Below are 23552 nucleotides of genomic sequence, written 5' to 3'. Positions count from 1 at the left end.
GCCGCGCAGCGGGCCGCGCCCGCCGTCCAGCAGGCCGCGTCCGCCGCGCCGGCAGCTGGACCCGCCGCGCCGGCAGCCGCGCCCGTCACACCGCCCACCCGGCGGCGGCCCGTCGGTGCCGTGGACCTCACCCCCCGCCCCGGGGCCGCCGCCGCCCCGCCCGCCGCCCCGGCCTACTGGATGCCGCCCGAGACGCCCGTCGAGACGACCACCCGCCTCCGGCCCGTGCCCGGGCGGCACCCCGCCCGCGCGGCCGCGGCCGTCGCCTGCCTCGTGCTGGGCCTCGGGCTCACCGGCGGGGCCGCCGCCGGGGCCTGGCTCGTGGGCGACTCCGCCGCGCAGTCCCCGGACCGGTACACCGAGGCCCGCGGCCTGTGGCACTCCGTGCCCGTCGACTCGCTCTTCCCCCGCACCCTCGACGGCGAGGGCGCCGGACCCGGACGGGCCGACCGGACCTGGACGCGGGTCGCGGTCGCACCCGACGGCCCCTGCACCGGTGCGCTCGACCCGCTGCTGGTCAAGGCCCTGCGGCCGGTGGGGTGCGAACGCGTGCTGCGCGCCACCTACACCGACGCCACCTCCACCAGCGTCACCACCGTCGGCATGGTGTTCACCGACGCCGACCGCCCCGGCATGACCGCGCTGCGCGAGCGCTTCGCGGACGAGAGCCTCGACGAGCGCACCGACCTGCTGCCCCGGACCCTCGCCGCGCCCGGCACCGTCGCCGCGCGCTTCGGCGACGCCCAGCGCGCGAGCTGGCGGGTCAGCGTCCTCACCGACGTACCCGTCGTCGTCTACGCGGTCTCCGGCTTCGCCGACGGCCGTACCGTGGGCGACCCGCAGCCCGCCGCCGAGGCGATGGCCCAGGGACAGACGAGCACGCCCGCCCAGGCGGGGCTCGGTCACGACGCCGACGGCATCGCCGACAGGATCGAGCGGGGCCTCCGTACGACGGCGAAGACCGGCAAGGCCACGCAGGAGCCCCGATGACGTACCGCCGCCGTACGGTGTTCACCGCCGCCCTCGCCGCCGCGTTCGCCGTGCTCCCAGCCACGCCGGCCCACGCCGACGGCATCCGCGCCCAGCAGTGGGGCCTCGATGCGATGCACACGGCCGAGGCCTGGCGCACCACCAAGGGCGCGGGCGTCACCGTCGCCGTCCTCGACACCGGGGTCGACCACACCCACCCCGACCTGGCGGGCAACGTCCTGCCCGGCAAGGACCTCATCGGCTTCGGCGCCAAGCGCGGTGACCGTGCCTGGGCGCGCCACGGCACCTCCATGGCCGGCATCATCGCGGGCCACGGCCACGGACCCGGCCGCGAGGACGGCGTCCTCGGCATCGCACCCGAGGCGAAGATCCTCCCCGTCCGCGTCATCCTCGAAGGCGGTGACCCGGCCCGCACCAAGGCCCGCAACACCCGCGGCACCGCCCTCGCCCAGGGCATCCGCTGGGCCGTCGACCAGGGCGCCGACGTCATCAACCTCTCCCTCGGCGACGACAGCGAGTCCGCCCACCCCGACGCCGGCGAGGACGCCGCCGTCCAGTACGCCCTGTCCAAGGGCGTCGTCGTCGTCGCCTCGGCCGGCAACGGCGGCGACAAGGGCGACCACATCTCGTACCCGGCCGCCTACCCCGGCGTCATCGCGGTCACCGCCGTCGACCGGTACGGCACCCACGCCGCGTTCTCCACCAGCCGCTGGTACGCCACCGTCAGCGCGCCCGGCGTCGACATCGTGATCGCCGACCCGGACCGGAAGTACTACCAGGGCTGGGGCACCAGCGCCGCCTCCGCGTTCGTCTCGGGTGCCGTCGCCCTGGTCAGGGCCGCCCACCCGGGCCTGACCCCCGCCCAGATCAAGAAGCTCCTCACGGACACCGCGCGCGACCGCCCCCAAGGCGGCGGCCACGACATCGACAAGGGGTACGGGACGGTCGATCCGGCCGCGGCGATCGAGGCGGGCGCGGAACTGCGCCCGGCCGACCCCAAGGCCGCCACCGCCGGCTACGGCAGGCGCTACTTCGGCGCCGGGCCCGCCCTCGAGCGCGACGACTCCGGGGGCGTCGGCCTGCTCGCCCCCGTCACCGGGGCCATCGGCGTGCTCCTGCTGGCCGCCGCGGTCGTGCTGTGGCGCGGGGGCCGCGGCACAGGGCGCTGACGGGCGCCGTTAGGCTCGTCGCGTGGCGCTCAAGAACATCCCTGACCCCGGTTTCTCCGACGACGACGGCACCGCCGACCCGAGGCTCTCCGAGGCACTCTCGGCCTGGGCGGAGGACCGGGCAGCCGAGCCACGGGTCCTCGCGGCCCTCAGGGGCGCCCGGCTGCTGGTCCCGGTCGTCGCCGTCCTCGGCGAGGTCGAGGAGGACGAGGAGACCGGGCTGCGCCGCGAGAAGACCAGCGACATGGCCGTGCCGACGCTCACCGCCGGTGACCGCCGCGCGCTGCCGGCGTTCACGTCCCTGGCGTCCCTGGCCCTGTGGGACCCGGCCGCCCGGCCCGTCGCCGTGCCGCTGCACCAGGCGCTCCAGGCCGCCGCCCACGAGAAGGCCGACACGCTGCTGCTGGACCTCGCCGGACCGGTGCCGTACGAGCTGACCGGCCGGGCGCTGCTCGCCCTCGCGGAGGGCCGGGTCTCCACCGACCCGCTCGCCGACCCGGCCGTCACCGCGGCGGTGCGCGCCGTCGTCGCCGCCGAGCCCGTGGTGCTCCGCGCCCACCTGGGCCCCGGCACGGCGGACGGCACCCTCGCCCTGGTCCTCGCGCCGGACGCGTCCCCCGCGGAGGCCGCCCAGCGCGTCGCCCGCGCACTGGCGGCCGACGAGACGCTGAGGGCCCGCCTGGTGCGCGGCCTCGACCTGGCGATCCTGCCGGTCACGGCCACGCCCCCGGGCGAGCCCTTCTACGTGCGGCCCTGAGACCGGCCGAAGACCGGACATCGGCCGAAGACGGAGATCGGCCGAAGACGGGAGATCGGCCGAAGACGGGAGATCAGCCGAAGACCGGCCCGGTGTACTTCTCGCCCGGCCCCTGGCCCGGCTCGTCGGGGATGAGCGACGCTTCGCGGAACGCCAGCTGGAGGGACTTCAGCCCGTCCCGCAGCGGCGCCGCGTGGAACGAGCTGATCTCCGTCGCGCCCGCGTCCAGCAGACCCGCCAGCGCGTGGATCAGCTTGCGCGCCTCGTCGAGGTCCTTGTACTGGTCGCCCTCCTCGGTGAGGCCGAGCTTGACCGCGGCGGCGCTCATCAGGTTCACGGCGACCGTCACGATCACCTCGACCGCGGGGACCTCCGCGATGTCGCGGGTCATGGTCTCGAAATCGGTGGTCTGTGCGGCGGAGGCGTTGCTCGGCGTGGCGTCACTCATGACGCCCACGATATGCGCCCCGTCCCGGTTAGCCGCACCCGGCAGGAGCTGGTAACCTGGTGTGACGACCGGCCGGACGCGACTCGTGTTCCGGCCCACAAGTGGAGGCTCCGATCTCCCACCTGGCCGTCCCCCGGGACGGCGGGTCACCGGTCAGGTGGCGCCCATCGTTCCGTACGGACGATGGAGCCGCCCGATGTGCGCCCCGCGGTACGCCGTGGCGGTGCTCCGGTAGCACGAGGAGCCCCGCCTGTGTCCCGTCCGGGGCGTTTTTCATGCACCGGTGCGGTTGGTCTTGACACAACAGACGTTACGCGTCCGTCCGCCAGGCGGTCGCGTGGTGCTACCGAGGAGGATCCATCAGCGCCGAGCCCCGCATCAACGACCGGATTCGCGTTCCCGAGGTGCGACTTGTCGGTCCCAGCGGCGAGCAGGTCGGGATTGTTCCGCTTGCCAAGGCCCTGGAGCTTGCGCAGGAGTACGATCTCGACCTCGTCGAGGTCGCGGCGAACGCCCGTCCGCCGGTCTGCAAGCTCATGGACTACGGCAAGTTCAAGTACGAGTCGGCCATGAAGGCCCGTGAGGCGCGCAAGAACCAGGCGCACACGGTCATCAAGGAGATGAAGCTCCGGCCGAAGATCGACCCGCACGACTATGACACCAAGAAGGGTCACGTCGTCCGGTTCCTCAAGCAGGGCGACAAGGTCAAGATCACGATCATGTTCCGTGGTCGCGAGCAGTCCCGGCCGGAGCTCGGCTTCCGGCTGCTGCAGCGGCTCGCGGAGGACGTCCAGGACCTCGGCTTCATCGAGTCGAACCCGAAGCAGGACGGCCGGAACATGATCATGGTTCTCGGGCCGCACAAGAAGAAGACCGAGGCAATGGCCGAGGCCCGCGAGGCGCAGGCCGCCCGCAAGGCGGAGCGCCAGGGCCAGCCCGCCCACGCGGACGAGGCCGTCCACGCGGACGAGCCCGCCGACGAGGCCGCCGAGGCCTGATTCCCGGGCACCCGCCCAGGATTCAACCGACACACATGACGCTCCCGCGCGCCGGTCCCCGGACCGGCTGGGAGCGCCACTGACGAGGAGAGAACGGCGCTATGCCGAAGAACAAGACGCACTCCGGTGCCAAGAAGCGCTTCAAGGTCACCGGCTCCGGCAAGATCCTGCGCGAGCGCGCCGGCAAGCGCCACCTGCTCGAGCACAAGTCGTCCAAGCTGACGCGTCGCCTCACCGGCAACGCCGAGATGGCCCCGGGTGACAGCGCCAAGATCAAGAAGATGCTGGGCATCTGATTGACCTCCCGCCCTCGGCGACGAGGGCAGCCCGACACCGGGACCCATATCGTTTCCGGGCCGTGTGAGTCCAACCACGGCCCCGCTACAAGGAGTTAACAAGTGGCACGCGTCAAGCGGGCAGTCAACGCCCACAAGAAGCGCCGGGCGATCCTCGAGCAGGCCAGTGGCTACCGCGGCCAGCGTTCGCGCCTGTACCGCAAGGCCAAGGAGCAGGTCACCCACTCGCTGGTCTACAACTACAACGACCGCAAGAAGCGCAAGGGCGACTTCCGTCAGCTGTGGATCCAGCGCATCAACGCCGCTGCCCGCGCCAACGGCATGACGTACAACCGCCTCATCCAGGGTCTGAAGGCCGCCAACATCGAGGTGGACCGCAAGATCCTGGCCGAGCTCGCGGTCAACGACGCCAACGCGTTCGCCGCGCTCGTCGAGGTCGCCCAGAAGGCGCTCCCGAGCGACGTCAACGCCCCGAAGGCCGCTGCCTGATCTCCCAGGCCGCAGTTCTTCCCTCCGGACCCGCAGGCCCCGAGCCTGCGGGTCCGGTCTGTTCCGCCGTCATCACGCGCCGTCACCACTGAGAGAGCCGCCGACCACCATGGGCACCCCTGAGCTGATCTCCCCCCGTTCCCCGCGCGTCATCGCGGCGCGGCGGCTCGCCAAGCGCAACTTCAGGGGCAAGGAGCGCCGGTTCATCGCCGAGGGCCCCCAGGCCGTGCGCGAGGCCGTCGCGCACCGCGGCGGCGGTGAGCCGACCCTGGTGGAGCTGTTCACCACGGTCGAGGCCGCCGAGCGGTACGCCGACATCGTCGAGGCCGCCCGCGCCACCGGCGCCCGCGTCCACCACGCCTCCGACGCCGTGCTCGCCGAGGTCTCGCAGACCGTCACCCCGCAGGGGCTGCTCGGGGTGTGCCGGTTCCTGGACTCGCCGTTCGAGGAGATCCTCCGGGGCCGCCCCAAGCTCGTCGCCGTCCTCGCCCACGTACGCGACCCCGGGAACGCCGGGACGGTGCTGCGGTGCGCCGACGCGGCGGGCGCCGACGCCGTCGTCCTCACCGACGCCTCCGTCGACCTCTACAACCCCAAGGCCGTACGCGCCTCCGTCGGGTCCGTCTTCCACCTCCCGGTCGCCGTCGGTGTCCCCGTCGAGGAGGCCGTCGCCGGGCTGACCGGCGCGGGTCTGCGGGTGCTCGCCGCCGACGGGGCGGGCGAGGACGACCTGGACGCCGAGCTCGACGCGGGCACCATGGGCGGGCCCACCGCCTGGATCTTCGGCAACGAGGCCTGGGGCCTGCCCGAGGAGACCCGCTCCCTGGCGGACGCCGTGGTGCGCGTACCGATCCACGGCAAGGCCGAGAGCCTGAACCTGGCGACCGCCGCCGCCGTATGTCTCTACGGCTCCGCGCGTGCGCAGCGTGCTGCCGGAGGGTGCCGCTCCGTCACATCCAGCTAGTAGGGTGGCGGGCTCGGGGGCCCGCTGCGTCACACGGAGGGGTGGGAGACGGGGATGACGGTCGGCACCAGCAGGCCCGCGGCGCGGGAGGGCGCCTTAGTGGGCAGGGGCGCGGGCGGTTCCGCGAGTCCCGCGGCGCCCGGCGCGGGCGCGCCCGCGATCGACCCCGAGGACCTCCCGGAAGGGCTTGTCGTCGCAGACGAGAACGGCCTCGTGGTGTGCTTCAACGCCGCGGCCGTACGCCTCACCGCCGTCCCCCGCGCCGAGGCGATCGGACGGCCCCTGGAACAGGCGCTGCCGTTGGAGGACCTCAAGGGCCGGCGCTGGTGGACGCTGACCGACCCGTACGGAGGCCTCGCCATCCGTGCCGGGCAGCCCGAGCGCAACCTGCTGCTGCCCGGCAACCGCGAGGTGCTCGTCGCCGCCCGCTACGTACGCGAGGAGCCCCTCGGGCCCGTACGGAAGGTCGTCGTGACCCTGCGCGGCACCGAGGCCCGCCGCCGGACCGAGCGCAGCCACGCCGAGCTGATCGCCACCGTCGCCCACGAGCTGCGCTCACCGCTCACCTCCGTCAAGGGCTTCACCGCGACCTTGCTCGCCAAGTGGGAACGGTTCACCGACGACCAGAAGCGGCTGATGCTGGAGACCGTCGACGCCGACGCCAACCGCGTCACCCGGCTGATCGCCGAGCTCCTCGACATCTCCCGAATAGACTCCGGCCGCCTCGAGGTGCGCCGCCAGCCGGTCGACATCGCCGCCGCCATCGGCCGCCACATCCAGGCGCACACCGCGCGCGGCCAGTCCCCCGACCGGTTCTTCGTCCGCGTACGCCGTCCGCTGCCCGACCTGTGGGCGGACCCGGACAAGATCGACCAGGTTCTCGGCAACCTGCTCGAAAATGCCGTGCGCCACGGCGAGGGAACCGTCACCATCGAGGTGGCACCCACCGGTCCGCACGACGACGAGAAGGGAACGGCCGTCACCGTGAGCGACGAAGGCCCCGGCATCCCGGAGGAGTCGATGGGCCGTGTCTTCACCCGCTTCTGGCGGGGGAGCAAGCGCGGCGGCACCGGCCTCGGCCTGTACATCGTCAAGGGCATCGTCGAGGCGCACGGCGGGACCATCACGGTCGGCCGCGGACCCGCCGGTGGCGCCCAGTTCCGATTTACGCTGCCCGTGGGCACCCCGGCCTGTCTGACCTAGCACAGGCCGCTCACGTGTCCACGGGCTGATCCGCGGCTCAGCCGCCTGCCCGCACCCCGTTAGACTCGTCCTTTGGCACCTTTGCGTCCTCGGTCGTCGAGCGGGGGCCCCAGCCAGCCCATCGGAAGTACGGGAAGAGATGTCGGCACCGAACAAGTCGTACGACCCAGTCGAGGTCGAGGCACTGAAACCGGAAGAGATCGAGCGCATGCGGGACGAGGCGCTCGCCGCCTTCGCCGCCGCCGGTGACCTCGACGCGCTGCACGAGGCCAAGGTCGCGCAGACCGGTCCCACCTCGCCGCTCGCGCTCGCGAACCGGGAGATCGGCGCCCTGCCGCCGCATGCCAAGGCCGAGGCCGGCAAGCGTGTGGGCCAGGCCCGCGGTGCCGTGAACAAGGCACTGGCCGCCCGCCAGGCCGAGCTGGAGGCGGAGCGCGACGCGCGCGTGCTGGTCGAGGAGGCCGTGGACGTCACGCTGCCCCACGACCGCACCCCGGCCGGTGCCCGCCACCCGCTGACCACCCTCATGGAGCGCGTCGCGGACGTCTTCGTCTCCATGGGATACGAGGTGGCCGAAGGCCCCGAGGTCGAGGCGGAGTGGTTCAACTTCGACGCCCTGAACTTCGTGCCGGACCACCCGGCGCGCCAGATGCAGGACACCTTCTTCGTCGAGGGGACCTCCCCCGACGGAAAGGCCACCTCCGGCGACGAGTCCGGCATCGTGCTGCGCACGCACACCTCCCCGGTGCAGGCCCGCACGCTCATCGACCGCGAGCCGCCCGTGTACGTCGTGTGCCCCGGCCGCGTCTACCGCACGGACGAACTCGACGCCACGCACACCCCGGTCTTCCACCAGATCGAGCTGCTCGCCGTCGACGAGGGCCTGACCATGGCCGACCTCAAGGGCACCCTGGACCACATGGTCCAGGCGCTCTTCGGCCCGGACATGAAGACCCGGCTGCGCCCGAACTTCTTCCCGTTCACCGAGCCGTCCGCCGAGATGGACATGCTCTGCTACGTCTGCCGCGGCGAGTCCGTCGGCAACGCGGACCGGCCCTGCCGCACCTGCGGCAGCGAGGGCTGGATCGAGCTGGGGGGCTGCGGAATGGTCAACCCCAAGGTGCTCGTCGCCTGTGGCGTGGACCCCGAGAAGTACAGCGGATTCGCCTTCGGGTTCGGCATCGAGCGGATGCTGATGTTCCGCCACAACGTCGAAGACATGCGAGACATGGTCGAGGGTGACGTCCGGTTCACCCGGCCGTTCGGGATGGAGATCTGATGCGGGTCCCGCTTTCGTGGCTGCGGGAGTACGTCGACCTGCCGGCGACGGAGACCGGCCGTGACGTACAGGCCAAACTGGTGTCGGCCGGGTTGGAGGTCGAGACCGTCGAGCAGCTCGGCGCCGGCCTGACGGGCCCGCTCGTGGTGGGCAAGGTCCTCACCATCGAGGAACTGACCGAGTTCAAGAAGCCGATCCGCTTCTGCACCGTCGACGTCGGCCAGGCCAACAACACCGGTGAGCCGCAGGAGATCATCTGCGGCGCCCGGAACTTCGCCGAGGGCGACAAGGTCGTCGTGGCCCTGCCCGGAGCCGTCCTCCCCGGCGACTTCCGGATCGCCGAGCGCAAGACGTACGGCAGGGTCTCGCGCGGCATGATCTGCTCCGGCGACGAGCTGGGCATGGGCGACGACGGCACGCACGGCATCATCGTGCTGCCGCCGGAGTACGAGGTCGGCACCGACGCCACCGAGCTGCTGGAGCTGTACGACGAGGTCCTCGACATCGCCGTCACGCCCGACCGCGGCTACTGCCTGTCGATGCGCGGCATCGCCCGCGAGGTCGCCACCGCCTACGGCCTGCCGCTGCGGGACCCGGCGCTCCTCGACGTGCCCGCGCCCAACTCGTACGGCTACCTGGTCAAGGTCTCCGACCCGATCGGCTGCGACCGCTTCACCGCGCGCACCGTGGTCGGCCTCGACCCGGAGGCCCGCTCGCCGATCTGGCTCCAGCGCCGCCTCCAGAAGGCCGGCATGCGCCCGATCAGCCTCGCCGTCGACATCACCAACTACGTGATGCTGGAGCTCGGCCAGCCGCTGCACGCCTACGACCGCTCCCGGCTCGACGGACCCATCACGGTCCGCCGCGCCGAGCCGGGCGAGAAGCTCACCACCCTCGACGGCACGGTCCGCGTCCTCGACCCGGCCGACCTGCTCATCACCGACAACCGCGGCCCCATCGGCCTCGCCGGTGTCATGGGCGGCGCCAACACCGAGATCGCCGACGCCGCCACCGACCCGGAGACCGGCGAGGCCCGCGGCACCACCGAGGTGGTCGTCGAGGCCGCGCACTTCGACGCGATCTCCATCGCCCGCACCGCGCGCCGCCACAAGCTGTCCTCCGAGGCGTCCAAGCGCTTCGAGCGCGGCGTCGACCCGCAGGCCGCCGCCGCTGCCGCGCAGCGCACCGTCGACCTGCTGGTCCTCCTCGCGGGCGGCACCGCGGAGGCCGGTGTCACCGAGGTCCTCGCGCCGTCCGCGCCGCGCACGATCACGATGCCCGCCGACCACCCCGACCGGGTCGCGGGCGTGGGGTACGGCCGGGAGACCGTCGTCCGCCGCCTCCAGGAGGTCGGCTGCGACGTGTTCGGCCAGGACCAGCTGGTCGTGACCGCCCCGTCCTGGCGCCCCGACCTGAACGAGCCCAACGACCTCGCCGAAGAGGTCATCCGGCTCGAGGGGTACGAGAACCTGCCCTCCACGCTCCCCAAGCCCCCGGCGGGCCGCGGGCTCACCGAGCGCCAGCGCACCCACCGCCGCGTGGGCCGCGCCCTGGCCGGTGCCGGGTACGTCGAGGCGCTGAATTACCCGTTCATCAGCGAGCAGGTCCTCGACCAGCTCGACATCCCGGCGGACGACACGTGCCGCCGGCTCGTCAAGCTGGTCAACCCGCTGTCCGACGAGGAGCCCGCGCTCCGTACGGCGCTGCTGCCGGGCCTGCTCGGCGCGCTGCGCCGCAACGACGGCCGCGGCAGCCACGACCTGGCGCTCTTCGAGACCGGTCTGGTCTTCCGGGCCGCCGGTGAGCCGGGCGTCGCGGTGCGGCTGCCCGTCGACCGGCGCCCCACCGACGAGGAGATCGCCGGCGTCAACGCCGTGCTGCCGGAGCAGCCCCGGCACGCCGCCGTGGTGCTCGCCGGCGCACGCGAGCAGGCCGGCTGGTGGGGCAAGGGCCGCCCGTCCGACTGGGCCGACGCGGTCGAGGCCGCCCGGACCGTCGCCCGCGAGGCCGGTGCCGAGCTGATCGTCCGCCAGGGCCAGTACGGACCGTGGCACCCGGGCCGCTGCGCCGAGCTCGCCGTGGTGGTGGAGGGCGAGGAGCAGGTCGTCGGTTACGCCGGTGAGCTGCACCCGCGCGTGGTCAAGGCACTGCACCTGCCGGCCCGTACGTGCGCGATGGAGCTGAACCTCGACACCGTCGAGCGGGCCTCGGCCGGTGCCGTGCGCGCGCCGCGGATCTCGGCGTTCCCGGTCGCCACGCAGGACGTCGCCCTGGTCGTGGACCGGCAGGTCCCCTCCGCCGAGGTGGGGGAGGCGCTGCGCGAGGGCGCCGGTGAACTCCTGGAGTCCATCCGGCTGTTCGACGTCTTCGAGGGCGAGCAGATCGGCGAGGGCAAGAAGTCCCTCGCCTACGCGCTGCGGTTCCGCGCCGCGGACCGCACGCTGACCGTCGAGGAGGCCTCGGCCGCCCGTGACGCCGCGGTGGCCGTCGCCGCCGAGCGGACGGGCGCGGTGCTGCGCGGCGCCTGACCGTTCCCCGCGTGATGAGGGGCATGTCCGGAAACACCGGCATGCCCCTCACTCGTTCGAGTGGGAGGTCTGGTGGACTTTCCTTCCGGCCATGGACGATCGACACAATCGTCCCGACCGCGAGGAGGGGCCTGGAGAAGGGCGGTCCGCATGCTGCGTACGCGAACCTGGATTCGTCGCCTCGCCCCACTCGCCCTGCCCGCCCTCTGGGGCGGGGTCGCCATCCTGTGGAAGCTCACCTGCCCGATCGCCCAGCAGGAGGGGACGGCCACGCGGATCGCCACCAGCGCCGTCTTCTTCACCGTGGGCACCGGGCTGGTCCTGGGCGTCCACCGAGGCCTGACCAAGGAGCTGGCACAGGTCCGCGCGGTGGCCGAGGCCGCCCAGCAGGTGCTGCTGCGCCCACCACCGCCCGGACTGGACGGCCTGTCCCTCGCCGCCGCGCAACTGTCGGCAGCCCGCGGCGCGGCGGTGGGCGGCGATCTGTACGAGGCGGTCGCCACCCCGCACGGCGTGCGGATCGTCATCGGTGACGTACGCGGTCACGGGCTGCCCGCGCTCGGGGCGGTCGCCGCCGTGCTGGGCAGCTTCCGGGAGGCCGCGCACGACGAACCGGAACTCACCGGAGTGCTGCGGCGGTTGGAGCGGGCGCTCGGGCGGCACCAGCGGGACCGGGCGCGGCAGGAGCATCCCGCGTCGGGCGGGTGGGATCCGGACAGCCCGTCGGCGGAGGAGTTCGTCACCGTACTGCTGCTGGAGATCCGCCGGGACGGTGCCGTACTGGCCCTCAACTGCGGGCACCCGTGGCCCTACCGGCTGGGCCGGGCGGGGGCCGAACCGGTCGCGGCCGGGGACCCGCTGCCGCCGCTCGGGACCTTCCCGCTGCCGGACGAGCTGACCGTGCACCGGTGTGTGACGCTCCCCCCGGGCGAGGCCCTGTTCCTGCACACGGACGGCGCCGAGGACGCGCGGGACGCCTCGGGGCGGTTCTTCCGGCTGCGGGAGGTGCTCGACCAGGCCGTGCGCGGGGCGCCGGTGCCCCCGGCGGCCCTGATCCACCGGGTGCACGCGGCGCTGCTGCGCCACACCGGCGGGCGGCTCACCGACGATGTGGCCCTGATGGTCGTGCGCAACGACCGTTGCCGGGTGCCGGCGCAGTCCGCGGACCCGGGACCGTGCCGTACCCGGCCCGCACCCTCCCCTCGCTAGTGGCCGGCAGATACATGGACGGTGCGGCCCGCGCCGTCCGCCCTGCCCCGGAGTGTCGGGCAGATCGGGCAGGACGAACGACGCTTCGACGGGCCGCCGCACTGTACGAGGGGGGAGCCGGCGGCCCGGCCGCCTCTGTGTGAGACCGCCCAGTCAACCGGCGCCGGCCGCATGGCGACAGAGCGCGCGGGGCACGGATACGGGCATTCCGTTCACACCCCGTGCGAACCGGGCTCCACTAGTCTGGGCCCACCGAGTCACCGGAGGGGCCCATGCAGCCCAACACCCTGCTCGACGCCCTGCTCGACGAGGCGGGGATATCGCACGCGGGCCTGGCCGCCCACGTCAACCAGGCCGGACGGACCAGAGGCCTGGCACTGCGGTACGAACACACCGCCGTGGCCCGCTGGCTGAAGGGCCAGCGACCACGTGGCCAGGTGCCGGACCTGATCTGCGAGGTGCTGGGCGCCCGGCTGCGCCGGCCGGTCACCCTGGACGACATCGGGCTGGGCGTCCCCGGCGAAACGGCCGTGACGCACGGCTCCCCGCTGTCCGGCTTCGTGGAGCGGGCGACGGCGCTGTGGCGCTCAGACGAGCAGCAACGGCCGCACATACTGGGCGCACCGGCGGTGACCGGCACGCCGGCCGTGATGCCGGTCTGGGAGTGGGAGAACCCCCCGGAGGACGGGGACGTCTCCCGCGAGGGCCAGACCCGCGTCAGCGTCTCGGACATCACCATGCTGCGCGCGGCCCGTGCCCACTACGAGCTGATGTACCGCCGGGCGGGCGGGATCGCCACCCGCGCCCGGATCGTCGGCTTCCTCAACGCCGAGACCGCGCCACTGCTGCGCGGCGGCTACAACGACGCCCTGGGCCGCCAGTTGCACCGGGCGACCGGCGGGCTGGTGGCGGTCGCCGGCATCTGCGCGTACGACTCGGACGCGCACGGCCTCGCCCAGCGCTACTTCCACCAGGCGCTGCGGCTGGCGAAGGCCAGCGGCGACCGGGGGCTCGGCGCGTATGTGATCGCCCTCCTGGTCAACCAGTCGCTGTTCATGGGGGAGTACCGGCAGGCGGTGGCGTTCGCGGAGGCGGCGCTGCGGACCGCCGGCCGGCAGATCACTCCGGCGCTCGCCGCGGACCTGTACGCGATGCAGGCGAAGGCGTACGCGCACCTCGGTGACGGTTCCGGCGCGCTGAGATGCATCCGGCGCGCGGAGTCGGAGGCGGAGCGGATCCGGCCGGGCCACGAGCCGGACGAGACCGGTTACGTCCAGCCGGGCCTGGTCAACGTGCAGGTGGCCGAGGCGCTGCTGAGCCTGGGCGACCTGCACGGCGCGCGGGAGCATGCCGCGGCCGCCGTGCGCACCCCCGCGCACGACCGGGGGCGGGTGCACCGGCTGGCGATGCTGAGCCAGATCGAACTGCGGCAGGGCGAGGCGGACCGGGCGGCGCGGACGGCGGCCGAGATGGCGGAGCGGGTGAGGGGGATGGAGTCGCAGCGGCTGCGCGACCGGCTGCGCGAGGTGCGTGAGCACCTGGTGGCGAGCGGGTGCAGCGAGGCGGAGGAGGCGGCGGGCCTCATCGACGGGGCGCTGCGCGTGCCGCTGTGACCTTCCCGTGCGACGTTCCGCCCGGTCCATAGGCCTGCTGCGATATTGCCATCTATTTGTCGGAAGGTGGCAGAAAAGTGCAGTGGACGAACCTGAACGAACAAACCGTCTATGAGAACCGCTGGTTCAAGGTCAATCTCGCGGATGTCGCACTCCCCGACGGTCGGCACCTGGACCACTTCCTCATCCGTATGCGCCCGGTGGCCGTCGCGACGGCCGTCAACGAGGCCAACGAGGTGCTGCTGCTGTGGCGGCACCGCTTCATCACGGACAGCTGGGGCTGGGAGCTCGCCGCGGGGGTGGTCGAGGACGGCGAGGACATCGCCGCCGCGGCCGCCCGCGAGATGGAGGAGGAGACGGGGTGGCGCCCGGGGCAGTTGCACCACCTCCTGACCGTCGAGCCGTCCAACGGCCTGACCGACGCCCGCCACCATCTGTACTGGGCGGAGGAGGCGACCTACACGGGCCACCCCCAGGACGACTTCGAGTCGTCGCGCCGCGAGTGGATACCGCTGAAACTCGTTCCGGACATGATCGCCCGCGGAGAGGTCCCGGCCGCCAACATGGCGGCCGGGCTGCTGATGCTGCACCATCTCCGGCTGGGCTGACGTGCCCGGGTCAGTTGCCGACGGCCTGCCAGACCGCCACCGCCAGGGCGCCCACGGCGGTGAGCGCGGAAACGGCGGGCATCGGCCACCTGGCCTGCTCCAAGGTGGTGACGCGCGCTGCCAGATCGGTCAGATCGCGGTCGATCTGGCCGTGGCGCTGGGCCAGCAGCGCGAGCTGCCCGTCGATCCGGGCGAGCCCGACGTCGAGACAGCGGCGCAGCTCTGCGAACTCCTCCGGGGCTGTTAAGTGTGCGGGGTCGGTGGTCACGGTATTCCGCTCCTCTTCGTTGACTCGGCGGTTCCGAGTCAACTCCCCCGGAGGAGACGGGGGGAGCGTGTGCGCAGGGCATATGCGAACACGCTCCGCACACCCCGTGCGAAACTTCGTCGCGCTCCGTTACCGGCCGGAGGGCCCTACGACCCGTACGGGTAGAAGCCGGAGCCCGTCTTACGGCCCAGGCGCCCGGCGTCCACCATGCGCTGGAGCAACGGGGGAGCGGCGTACAGCGGCTCCTTGTACTCGGCGTACATCGAGTCCGCGACCGAGGCGACCGTGTCCAGGCCGATCAGGTCGGCGAGCTTCAACGGGCCCATGGGGTGGGCGCAGCCCATCTCCATGCCGTTGTCGATGTCCTCCCGGCTGGCGATGCCCGACTCGAACATCCGGATCGCGGAGAGGAGGTACGGGATCAGCAGCGCGTTCACCACGAAGCCGGAGCGGTCCTGGGCGCGGATGGCGTGCTTGCCGAGCGCCTTCTCGACCACGGCCTGGGAACGGCTGATCGTGCCCTCGGAGGTGGTCAGTGCCGGGATCAGCTCGACGAGCTGCTGCACCGGGGCCGGGTTGAAGAAGTGGATGCCGATGACCTGGTCGGGGCGGGAGGTCGCCACGGCCAGCTTCACCAGCGGGATGGAGGAGGTGTTGGAGGCGAGGATCGCGTCCTGGCGGGTCACGACCTGGTCGAGGACCTGGAAGATCTCGGTCTTCACCTGCTCGTTCTCGACGACCGCCTCGATGACCAGGTCACGGTCGGCGAACTCGCCGAGGTCGGTGGTGAAGCTGAGCCGGGCGAGCGTGGCGTCGCGCTCCTCCTCGGTGATCTTCCCCCGCTGCGCGGCCTTGGAGAGCGAGTTGTACAGCCGGGTACGGCCGATCTCCAGAGCCTCGCCGGTGGTCTCGGCGACCTTGACCTCCAGGCCGCTACGGGCACACACCTCCGCGATGCCCGCGCCCATCTGGCCGCAGCCCACCACTCCGACGCGTTCGATGTCGGTCACATCGTGCCTTTCGCTGATCTTCCATGCGGCAGGATCCCCGTGTGATTCCGGCGCCCGCCTCGACCCCCCGACGTTACTCCGTTCGCGCGGATGGAGGGCGGTCCGGGGCGGGCATGCTCTGCGGGGACCGGGAGACACCGGGAGCAACCCACTGGTAAGGGGCATATGTATGCGGCATATCGGCAGACGAGGCCTGGCGGCCGCCGCGCTCGGAGCGGTGGCGTCGCTGTGGGCGGCGGCGGACGCGGGCGCGGCGGCCCGGCACGGAAGTGGGGGCCTGGCGGACGGGAAGCACGGTGAGCACCGTCACGGCGGTGGGAAGCGGAGGAAGCGGAAGGCGGCCGGCCGGGAGTTCCGCGGGATGTGGCTGGCGACCGTCGCCAACCGCGACTGGCCCTCGAAACCCGGCCTGCCGGCCGACCGGCAGCGCGCCGAGCTGCTGGCCTTCCTCGACACCGCGGTGGAGCGGCGGCTGAACGCGGTGGTGTTCCAGGTGCGGCCGACCGCCGACGCGCTGTGGCCCTCGCCGTACGAGCCGTGGGCCCAGTGCCTGACCGGCGTGCAGGGCCGGGACCCGGGGTGGGACCCGCTGGGCACGGCGGTGGCCGAGGCGCACGCGCGCGGCCTGGAGCTGCACGCGTGGTTCAACCCGTACCGGGTGGCCAACCACACGGATCCGGCGCGGCTGTCGGAGGGGCACCCCGCCCGGGTCCATCCGGACTGGGTCATCCCGTACGGCGGGAAGCTGTACTACGACCCGGGGCTGCCGGAGGTGCGGAGCTTCGTCGAGGACGCCATGCTCGACGCGGTGCGCCGCTACGACATCGACGCCGTCCACTTCGACGACTACTTCTACCCGTACCCCGTGGCGGGCCAGGCGTTCGCCGACGACGGCACCTACGCGGCGCACGGAGCGGGGTTCCCGGACAAGGCCGCGTGGCGGCGGGACAACATCGACCGGCTGGTGCGGGAGATGTCCCAGCGGATCCGGGAGATCGACAAGGACGTACGGTTCGGGATCAGCCCGTTCGGCGTGTGGCGCAACGCCGCCACCGACCCGCTCGGCTCAAACACCCGCGCGGGCGTCCAGACGTACGACCACCTGCACGCCGACACCCGCAAGTGGGTGAAGGAACGCTGGATCGACTACGTGGTGCCGCAGCTCTACTGGCACATCGGACACGCCGCCGCCGACTACGCCGAGCTGGTGCCCTGGTGGGACGGTGTCGCGCGCGGCACGGGCGTCGAGCTGTACGTGGGGGAGGCGCTGTACAAGGCCGGCGACCCCGCCCAGCCCGCCGCCTGGCAGGACCCGGCGGAGCTGTCCCGCCACCTCACCCTGGCGGGTGAGTACCCGAGGGTGCGCGGCCACGTCTTCTTCTCGGGCAAGGAGGTCGTCACGGACCGCGTCGGGGCGATGGCCAGGGTCGTCGCCGACCACTACCCCGCGCCGGCCCGTCCACCGGGCTAGCGGCGGACCTCCCGCCGGGCCGGACTAGCCGGGCTCCTTGTGGCGTACGACGCTGTCGGGGCCCGGGGACATCACCGTTTCGTGTCCGTCGTCGAAGCGGACACGGTACGGAGGTGCCCCGTCCGGCCCGAGCACCTCGATGACCTCGGCGGTCCTGTCGTGCTGGCCGACGACCCTGCCGTGCACCAGCAATGTGTCGCCCACGGTCGCGTGCATCGAGTGACCTCCTCGCACCGGTATGCCCTGTTTGTCGTTCCGTAGGGGAGTCTACGTCCGCAGGTGTGGTCCGCGTCACCCGGAGCAATCCGCTCGGGTGCCCGGTCGCCGAGGAGGCCGCCGGCGTGGCCCGCGCCACTGACAACCGCGCCCCGCCCTGCCAGAGTCCGATCATGGACGAGACCACGACAGCCCTGGACGCGTACGAGATCTCCACCGACGCCGCCCGCCTCGACCGGGCCCGCGTCCACCACTGGCTGTCGACCGACGCGTACTGGGCCATCGGGCGCAGCCGCGACAAGCAGGACCGCGCCATCGACGGATCGCTCAACTTCGGCGCGTACGAGACCGCCTCGGGCGAGCTCGTCGCCTACGCCCGCGTCATCACCGACCACGCGACCTTCGCCTGGCTCTGCGACGTCTACGTCGACCGGCCCGCCCGCGGCAAGGGCCTGGGCACCGCGCTGGTCGAGGCGGTCCGCGACCATCTCGCCCCCTTCGGCGTCAAGCGCGTCATGCTCGCCACGCACGACGCGCACGGCGTGTACGAGAAGATCGGCTTCAAGCCGCTGGACGTACCGGAGCACTGGATGGTGCTCCCGTTCCCGTAGCCCCCGGTCCACCGGCTAGCCTGGGCGGACGATGAACCGTCTGACCACGCCATGGGGCGCGTACGAACTCGCCCGCTTCCCCGAGGACCCGCGCGACCGGCTGCGCGCCTGGGACGCCGCCGACGAGTACCTGCTGCGGCACCTGGCGGAGTCCGCCCCACCCGGCACCGGTACCGGTGCCGTCGTCGTGGTCGGCGACCGGTGGGGCGCCCTGGCCACCTCGCTCGCCGGGCAGTACCCCGGACGGGTCGTCCAGATCACCGACTCGTACCTCGCCCACCGGGCCACCCGCGCCAACCTCGCCCGCAACGGAGCCGACCAGGCGTCCGTACGACTGCTGACCACCAGGGACACGCCGCCGGAGCGCGTCGACGTCCTCCTGGTCCGCGTTCCCAAGAGCCTGGCGCTCCTGGAGGACCAGCTGCACCGCCTCGCCCCGGCCGTGCACCCCGGGACGGTCGTCGCCGGCACCGGCATGGTCAAGGAGATCCACACCTCCACGCTGGGGCTCTTCGAGCGGATCATCGGCCCGACCCGCACGTCCCTGGCCGTACGGAAGGCCCGGCTCATCTTCTGTACGCCGGACCCCGCCCTGCCGCGCTCCGCCAGTCCCTGGCCGCACCGCTACGCCCTGCCCGCCGACGCCCCCGGCGCGGTCGCCGGCCGGACCGTGGTCAACCACGCGGGCATCTTCTGCGCCGACCGGCTCGACATCGGCACCCGGTTCTTCCTCCGGCACCTGCCGCGTGACCTCGGCCGCTCCCGGGTCGTCGACCTCGGCTGCGGCAACGGCGTGGTGGGCCTCGCGGTGGCGCTGGCAGAGCCCGGTGCCCGGCTCCTCTTCGCCGACGAGTCGTACCAGGCCGTGGCGTCGGCCGAGGAGACGTTCAAGACGAATGCCGGCCCCGGCGCCGAGGCGGAGTTCCTGGTGGGGGACGGCCTCGCGGACGTACCCGCCGACTCCGTCGACCTGGTCCTCAACAACCCGCCCTTCCACAGTCACCAGGCGACGACCGACGTGACAGCCCGCCGCATGTTCTCCGGGGCCCGCCGGGCGCTGCGCGACGGTGGCGAACTGTGGGTCGTCGGCAACCGGCACCTCGGCTACCACGTGACGCTGCGCCGGATCTTCGGCAACTCCGAGGTCGTCGCGAGCGACCCGAAGTTCGTCGTCCTGAGGGCCGTGAAGAAGTAGGCGGGCGCCGCCGTCAGCGGGCCGGCAGCCGGGACCCGCACCGCCCGCAGAAGCGGACGTCGGACTCGGCGGGCGCGAGCCGGCCGCACTCGGAGCACACCCGGTCGAGCAGGCAGGCGGCCTCGCCGCCCTCCCGCTCGCCGGCCCCGGGGGGAGCCGTGGCGGTGCGGGGGGACGCGGTGCCGATGGTCAGCCCCGGGCGGCGGCGGTGCACCGTGAGGTAGGCCAGCCCCTCCGGCCCCGCCGCCACACCGCGCCGGGCGCCGCGCGGCAGCCACACCAGGCACCCCGCCTCCACGGGCTGCCCGCCCTCCGGGGTGTCCAGCCGCCCGGTGCCGCCGACGACGTACAGCAGGACGTCCAGGTCGGGCTCGACGTGCGTGGCGACCCCGGCCCCGGCGGCCAGCCGCACCACATTGGCGTCCAGCTGCCGGCCGTCCTCCGCGAGCCGCCACAGCGCACCGTTCCGGTCGGCGGGCACCTCCCGCGTCACGTCCGACATGCGGGCGAGCACACCGGCCACCGGGTTCGATGCCACCCATTCCTCCTGAGTCGCGCTGAGTGGTTGAAGTTGCGGATATTACCGGTCTCCGGCCTCTCCAACGGGCGGACACCAGTGAGGTGTTGTGCCCGGCGGACCTCCGGTCCGGTCCGGTGATCGGAGTGCGCCGGGCGAGCGGCACGGACCGCCCCCGGCCCGCACCGCCCGCCGGCGGGGGCGTGCGATGCTGGGGGCATGACCCTGGAGGATCTGGTGCGGCTGCGCCGCGCCCGGGACGTGATGGACCGCGACTACGCGCTGCCGCTGGACGTGCCCGCGCTGGCGAAGGTCGCCCTGATGTCGCCCGGGCACTTCTCCCGCAGCTTCCGTGCCGCCTTCGGGGAGACGCCCTACGGCTACCTGATGACCCGCCGCGTCGAGCGGGCCAAGGCGCTGCTGCGGCGGGGCGACATGAGCGTGACCGAGGTCTGTTTCGCGGTCGGGTGCACCTCGTTGGGGTCGTTCAGCTCGCGCTTCTCCCAGCTGGTCGGCGAGAGTCCGAGCGCCTACCGGGCACGTCGCCATGACGCCGGCGCCGCGATCCCGGCGTGTGTCGCCAAGATTTACACACGACCGGTCAGGATCGGAGAAGCGGGAACCGCCGCCGCCTCGTAGCGTCTGGGGCATGGACATCAAGCTCGCACAGTGCTTCATCGCCGTCGACGACCATGACAAGGCGCTCACCTTCTACCGTGACGTCCTCGGCCTGGAGGTACGCAACGACGTCGGGTTCGAGGGGATGCGCTGGGTGACCGTCGGGTCGCCGGCGCAACCGGACGTGGAGATCGTGCTCGAACCGCCGCTCGCCGACCCCAACGCCTCGCCGGCCGACCGGCAGGCGATGGCGGAACTGCTGGCCAAGGGCATGCTGCGCGGCGTCATCTTCACGACCGACGACGTCGACGCCACCTTCGAGCGCGTCCTGGCCGCGGGCGGTGAGGTGCTGCAGGAACCGATGGACCAGCCGTACGGCGTCCGGGACTGCGCCTTCCGCGACCCGGCCGGCAACATGCTCCGCTTCAACCAGCCCCGCAAGCGGTAAGGGCCACCAAAACCCGGGGCTCTGGCCCTGTCAGGCCGTCGCGCCCCGCCGCCGGCCGGCGCTCCGACGGCCGCCCGCCGGCGCCCTGACGGCCGCCCGCCGGCCCGGCGCTCCGCCGGGGGCGCCGCGGGGACGACGCCACGGGAAAATCCGGACGTACTCCTCCGCGCCGGTCGGATAATCGAGCCACGCGAGGCCGAGGGGGACCGCGCAGGCGGCCCCGCCCAACGGATGGAGACACGATGAGCACGGCCAAGAGGGCCAACAGCACTGACGTACGGACACCTGGGCCCCACGTCGCCGACAGCCACGACCTGATCCGTGTCCACGGCGCGAGGGAGAACAACCTCAAGAACGTCAGTATCGAGATCCCCAAACGCCGGCTGACGGTGTTCACCGGTGTCTCCGGCTCGGGCAAGAGCTCGCTGGTGTTCGACACGATCGCCGCGGAGTCGCAGCGGCTGATCAACGAGACGTACAGCGCTTTCGTACAGGGCTTCATGCCCACGCCGGCGCGGCCCGAGGTCGACGTCCTCGACGGACTGACCACCGTGATCACGGTCGACCAGCAGCGGATGGGCGCCGACCCGCGCTCCACGGTCGGTACGGCCACCGACGCCAACGCGATGCTTCGCATCCTCTTCAGCCGGCTCGGCGAGCCGCACATCGGCCCGCCCGGCGCGTACTCGTTCAACGTCGCCTCCGTGCAGGCGAGCGGCGGGTTCCGGGTCGACCGCGGTGCCGACCGGACCCGGACCGAGAAGGTGACCTTCAGCCGCACCGGCGGCATGTGCACGCGCTGCGAGGGCCGCGGCACGGTCTCCGACATCGACCTCACCCAGCTCTACGACGACTCCAAGTCGATCAGCGAGGGCGCGTTCACCATCCCCGGCTGGAAGTCGGACAACGTGTGGACGGTGGGGATCTACGCCGAGTCGGGCTTCCTCGACCCCGACAAGCCGATCCGCAGGTTCACCAAGAAGGAGATGCAGGACTTCCTCTACCGTGAGCCGACCAAGGTGAAGGTCAACGGCGTCAACCTCACCTACGAGGGGCTGATCCCCAAGATCCAGAAGTCGTTCCTGTCCAAGGACAAGGAGGCGATGCAGCCGCACATCCGGGCGTTCGTCGAGCGGGCCGTCACCTTCACGACCTGCCCGGAGTGCGAGGGCACCCGCCTCACCGAAGCCGCCCGGTCCTCGAGGATCGGCAGGATCAGCATCGCCGACGCGTGCGCGATGGAGATCAGGGACCTGGCGGAGTGGGTCCGTGGCCTCGACGAGCCGTCAGTGGCGCCGCTGCTGACCGCGCTGCGGCAGACACTCGACTCGTTCGTGGAGATCGGGCTCGGCTACCTCAGTCTGAACCGGTCCTCGGGATCGCTGTCCGGCGGTGAGGCGCAGCGTGTGAAGATGATCCGCCATCTCGGGTCGTCGCTCACCGATGTCACCTACGTCTTCGACGAACCCACCACCGGCCTCCACCCGCACGACATCCAGCGGATGAACAGCCTGCTCCTGCGGCTGCGCGACAAGGGCAACACGGTGCTCGTCGTGGAGCACAAGCCGGAGACGATCGCGATCGCCGACCACGTCGTCGACCTCGGCCCCGGCGCCGGCGCGGAGGGGGGCGCGGTCTGCTTCGAGGGCACCGTCGAGGGGCTGCGCGCCGGCGGCACCGTCACCGGCCGCCACCTCGACGACCGGGCCGCCCTCAAGGAGGAGGTCCGCAAGCCCACCGGCACGCTGGAGATCCGCGGCGCGACGGCGAACAACCTGCGCGACGTCGACGTCGACATCCCGCTCGGCGTCCTCACCGTCGTCACCGGTGTCGCCGGCTCCGGGAAGAGTTCGCTCGTGCACGGCTCCATCCCGGCGGCCGAGGGCGTCGTATCGGTCGACCAGACGCCGATCCGGGGGTCGCGGCGCAGCAACCCGGCGACGTACACCGGGCTGCTCGACCCGATCCGCAAGGCGTTCGCCAAGGCCAACGGTGTCAAGCCGGCGTTGTTCAGCGCCAACTCCGAGGGCGCCTGCCCCACCTGCAACGGCGCCGGTGTCATCTACACCGACCTGGCGATGATGGCCGGTGTCGCCGCCCCGTGCGAGGAGTGCGAGGGCAGGCGGTTCCAGGCGTCGGTCCTGGAGTACCGCCTCGGCGGCCGCGACATCAGCGAGGTGCTGGCGATGCCGGTCGCCGAGGCCGGGGAGTTCTTCGCCGACGGCGACGCACGCACCCCCGCCGCGCACAGGATCCTCGGCAGGCTCGCCGACGTCGGGCTCGGGTACCTCACCCTCGGCCAGCCCCTGACCACCCTGTCCGGCGGTGAGAGGCAGCGCCTCAAGCTGGCCACCCACATGGGCGACAAGGGTGGTGTCTACGTCCTCGACGAGCCGACCACCGGCCTGCACCTCGCCGACGTGGAGCAGCTCCTCGGCCTGCTGGACCGGCTGGTCGACTCCGGCAAGACGGTCATCGTGATCGAGCACCACCAGGCGGTCATGGCGCACGCCGACTGGATCATCGACCTCGGCCCCGGTGCCGGCCACGACGGCGGCCGGATCGTGTTCGAGGGCACACCCGCCGAGCTCGTCGCCGACCGCTCCACCCTCACCGGCGAGCACCTGGCCGCCTACGTCGGCTGAGC

General features: G+C 72.6%; 24 protein-coding genes. 19 read left to right on the top strand and 5 right to left on the bottom strand.

What is annotated here, in order from left to right; translation table 11 throughout:
* Positions 1-180: 180 nt before the first annotated feature.
* Genes ABD347_RS18540 through ABD347_RS18530 form a run of 3 tightly spaced genes read left to right on the top strand, consistent with a single transcriptional unit; the run spans position 181 to position 2916 of the window.
* Positions 181-990 carry a hypothetical protein gene (locus tag ABD347_RS18540; protein WP_344362618.1) on the top strand — a complete coding sequence of 270 codons (810 nt, stop codon included), beginning with the start codon at positions 181-183 and terminating at the stop codon, positions 988-990.
* Positions 987-2159, top strand: coding sequence for a type VII secretion-associated serine protease mycosin (gene mycP, locus ABD347_RS18535; protein WP_344362606.1), 1173 nt, complete (start codon positions 987-989; stop codon positions 2157-2159). The genes ABD347_RS18540 and mycP overlap by 4 nt, the downstream gene beginning before the upstream one ends.
* A gap of 22 nt (positions 2160-2181) precedes the next feature.
* Complete coding sequence (locus ABD347_RS18530; RefSeq protein WP_344362604.1) at positions 2182-2916, top strand: SseB family protein; 735 nt, start codon at positions 2182-2184, stop codon at positions 2914-2916.
* A gap of 73 nt (positions 2917-2989) precedes the next feature.
* Here the strand turns inward: ABD347_RS18530 and ABD347_RS18525 are convergent, their stop codons facing one another.
* Entirely contained in the window at positions 2990-3364 is a 375-nt protein-coding gene (locus ABD347_RS18525) for a DUF1844 domain-containing protein (RefSeq protein WP_344362602.1), read from the bottom strand.
* A 359-nt stretch (positions 3365-3723) separates the two neighbouring features.
* On the opposite strand from ABD347_RS18525, the gene infC reads away from it, so the two are divergent.
* The 10 genes from infC to ABD347_RS18475 all read left to right on the top strand — a co-directional run bounded on the left by infC (position 3724) and on the right by ABD347_RS18475 (position 14551).
* Entirely contained in the window at positions 3724-4362 is a 639-nt protein-coding gene (gene infC, locus ABD347_RS18520; RefSeq protein ID WP_344362616.1) for a translation initiation factor IF-3, read from the top strand.
* Positions 4363-4463: 101 nt separating this feature from the next.
* Positions 4464-4658 carry a 50S ribosomal protein L35 gene (rpmI, locus tag ABD347_RS18515; RefSeq protein ID WP_041128339.1) on the top strand — a complete coding sequence of 65 codons (195 nt, stop codon included), beginning with the start codon at positions 4464-4466 and terminating at the stop codon, positions 4656-4658.
* Positions 4659-4760: 102 nt separating this feature from the next.
* Complete coding sequence (gene rplT / locus ABD347_RS18510; RefSeq protein ID WP_064068121.1) at positions 4761-5147, top strand: 50S ribosomal protein L20; 387 nt, start codon at positions 4761-4763, stop codon at positions 5145-5147.
* Between the two features lie 109 nt (positions 5148-5256).
* Positions 5257-6111 carry a TrmH family RNA methyltransferase gene (locus ABD347_RS18505; RefSeq protein ID WP_344362598.1) on the top strand — a complete coding sequence of 285 codons (855 nt, stop codon included), beginning with the start codon at positions 5257-5259 and terminating at the stop codon, positions 6109-6111.
* A gap of 54 nt (positions 6112-6165) precedes the next feature.
* The gene (locus ABD347_RS18500; RefSeq protein WP_344362596.1) at positions 6166-7314 is read left to right on the top strand and encodes a sensor histidine kinase; all 1149 of its coding nucleotides are present in this window, start codon (positions 6166-6168) and stop codon (positions 7312-7314) included.
* A gap of 139 nt (positions 7315-7453) precedes the next feature.
* Positions 7454-8593, top strand: a complete 1140-nt coding sequence (gene pheS, locus ABD347_RS18495; RefSeq protein WP_344362593.1) for a phenylalanine--tRNA ligase subunit alpha — start codon at positions 7454-7456, stop codon at positions 8591-8593.
* Complete coding sequence (pheT, locus tag ABD347_RS18490; RefSeq protein ID WP_344362591.1) at positions 8593-11121, top strand: phenylalanine--tRNA ligase subunit beta; 2529 nt, start codon at positions 8593-8595, stop codon at positions 11119-11121. The genes pheS and pheT overlap by 1 nt, the downstream gene beginning before the upstream one ends.
* A gap of 150 nt (positions 11122-11271) precedes the next feature.
* Positions 11272-12330, top strand: a complete 1059-nt coding sequence (locus ABD347_RS18485) for a PP2C family protein-serine/threonine phosphatase (RefSeq protein ID WP_344362589.1) — start codon at positions 11272-11274, stop codon at positions 12328-12330.
* 272 nt (positions 12331-12602) lie between these two features.
* Positions 12603-13943, top strand: a complete 1341-nt coding sequence (locus tag ABD347_RS18480; protein ID WP_344362588.1) for an NsdA family TPR-like regulatory protein — start codon at positions 12603-12605, stop codon at positions 13941-13943.
* A 77-nt stretch (positions 13944-14020) separates the two neighbouring features.
* Positions 14021-14551, top strand: coding sequence for an NUDIX hydrolase (locus ABD347_RS18475; RefSeq protein WP_344362586.1), 531 nt, complete (start codon positions 14021-14023; stop codon positions 14549-14551).
* A 10-nt stretch (positions 14552-14561) separates the two neighbouring features.
* Here ABD347_RS18475 and ABD347_RS18470 read toward each other — a convergent pair whose 3' ends face one another.
* Complete coding sequence (locus tag ABD347_RS18470; protein WP_344362584.1) at positions 14562-14819, bottom strand: hypothetical protein; 258 nt, start codon at positions 14817-14819, stop codon at positions 14562-14564.
* A 146-nt stretch (positions 14820-14965) separates the two neighbouring features.
* Positions 14966-15829, bottom strand: coding sequence for a 3-hydroxybutyryl-CoA dehydrogenase (locus ABD347_RS18465; protein WP_344362581.1), 864 nt, complete (start codon positions 15827-15829; stop codon positions 14966-14968).
* 169 nt (positions 15830-15998) lie between these two features.
* Between ABD347_RS18465 and ABD347_RS18460 the strand changes: the two genes are divergently transcribed.
* Positions 15999-17300, top strand: coding sequence for a glycoside hydrolase family 10-like protein (locus ABD347_RS18460; protein ID WP_344362579.1), 1302 nt, complete (start codon positions 15999-16001; stop codon positions 17298-17300).
* A 24-nt stretch (positions 17301-17324) separates the two neighbouring features.
* Here ABD347_RS18460 and ABD347_RS18455 read toward each other — a convergent pair whose 3' ends face one another.
* A complete protein-coding gene (locus ABD347_RS18455; protein WP_344362576.1) occupies positions 17325-17516 on the bottom strand; it encodes a DUF1918 domain-containing protein in 192 nt (63 codons plus the stop codon).
* 173 nt (positions 17517-17689) lie between these two features.
* Here ABD347_RS18455 and ABD347_RS18450 point away from each other — a divergent pair, with 173 nt between their 5' ends.
* A complete protein-coding gene (locus ABD347_RS18450) occupies positions 17690-18127 on the top strand; it encodes a GNAT family N-acetyltransferase (RefSeq protein ID WP_344362575.1) in 438 nt (145 codons plus the stop codon).
* Between the two features lie 31 nt (positions 18128-18158).
* Positions 18159-19322, top strand: coding sequence for a methyltransferase (locus ABD347_RS18445; protein WP_344362573.1), 1164 nt, complete (start codon positions 18159-18161; stop codon positions 19320-19322).
* A 13-nt stretch (positions 19323-19335) separates the two neighbouring features.
* Here the strand turns inward: ABD347_RS18445 and ABD347_RS18440 are convergent, their stop codons facing one another.
* Positions 19336-19860, bottom strand: coding sequence for a hypothetical protein (locus ABD347_RS18440; RefSeq protein ID WP_425575694.1), 525 nt, complete (start codon positions 19858-19860; stop codon positions 19336-19338).
* 198 nt (positions 19861-20058) lie between these two features.
* Here ABD347_RS18440 and ABD347_RS18435 point away from each other — a divergent pair, with 198 nt between their 5' ends.
* From ABD347_RS18435 to ABD347_RS18425, 3 genes are all read left to right on the top strand, one after another.
* On the top strand, positions 20059-20478 hold the full coding sequence (locus tag ABD347_RS18435; RefSeq protein ID WP_344362570.1) for a helix-turn-helix transcriptional regulator: 420 nt from the start codon (positions 20059-20061) through the stop codon (positions 20476-20478).
* 10 nt (positions 20479-20488) lie between these two features.
* Positions 20489-20905 (top strand): VOC family protein, encoded by a 417-nt coding sequence (locus ABD347_RS18430; protein ID WP_344362568.1) that lies wholly within the window; start codon positions 20489-20491, stop codon positions 20903-20905.
* Positions 20906-21147: 242 nt separating this feature from the next.
* The gene (locus ABD347_RS18425) at positions 21148-23550 is read left to right on the top strand and encodes an ATP-binding cassette domain-containing protein (protein WP_344362566.1); all 2403 of its coding nucleotides are present in this window, start codon (positions 21148-21150) and stop codon (positions 23548-23550) included.
* Positions 23551-23552: the final 2 nt, after the last annotated feature.

The sequence above is a fragment of the Streptomyces gobitricini genome (genome assembly GCF_039532985.1).
Lineage (GTDB): Bacteria > Actinomycetota > Actinomycetes > Streptomycetales > Streptomycetaceae > Streptomyces > Streptomyces gobitricini.
Note: the sequence above shows the minus strand (reverse complement) of the source record. Positions and strands in the feature narration are given on the sequence as shown.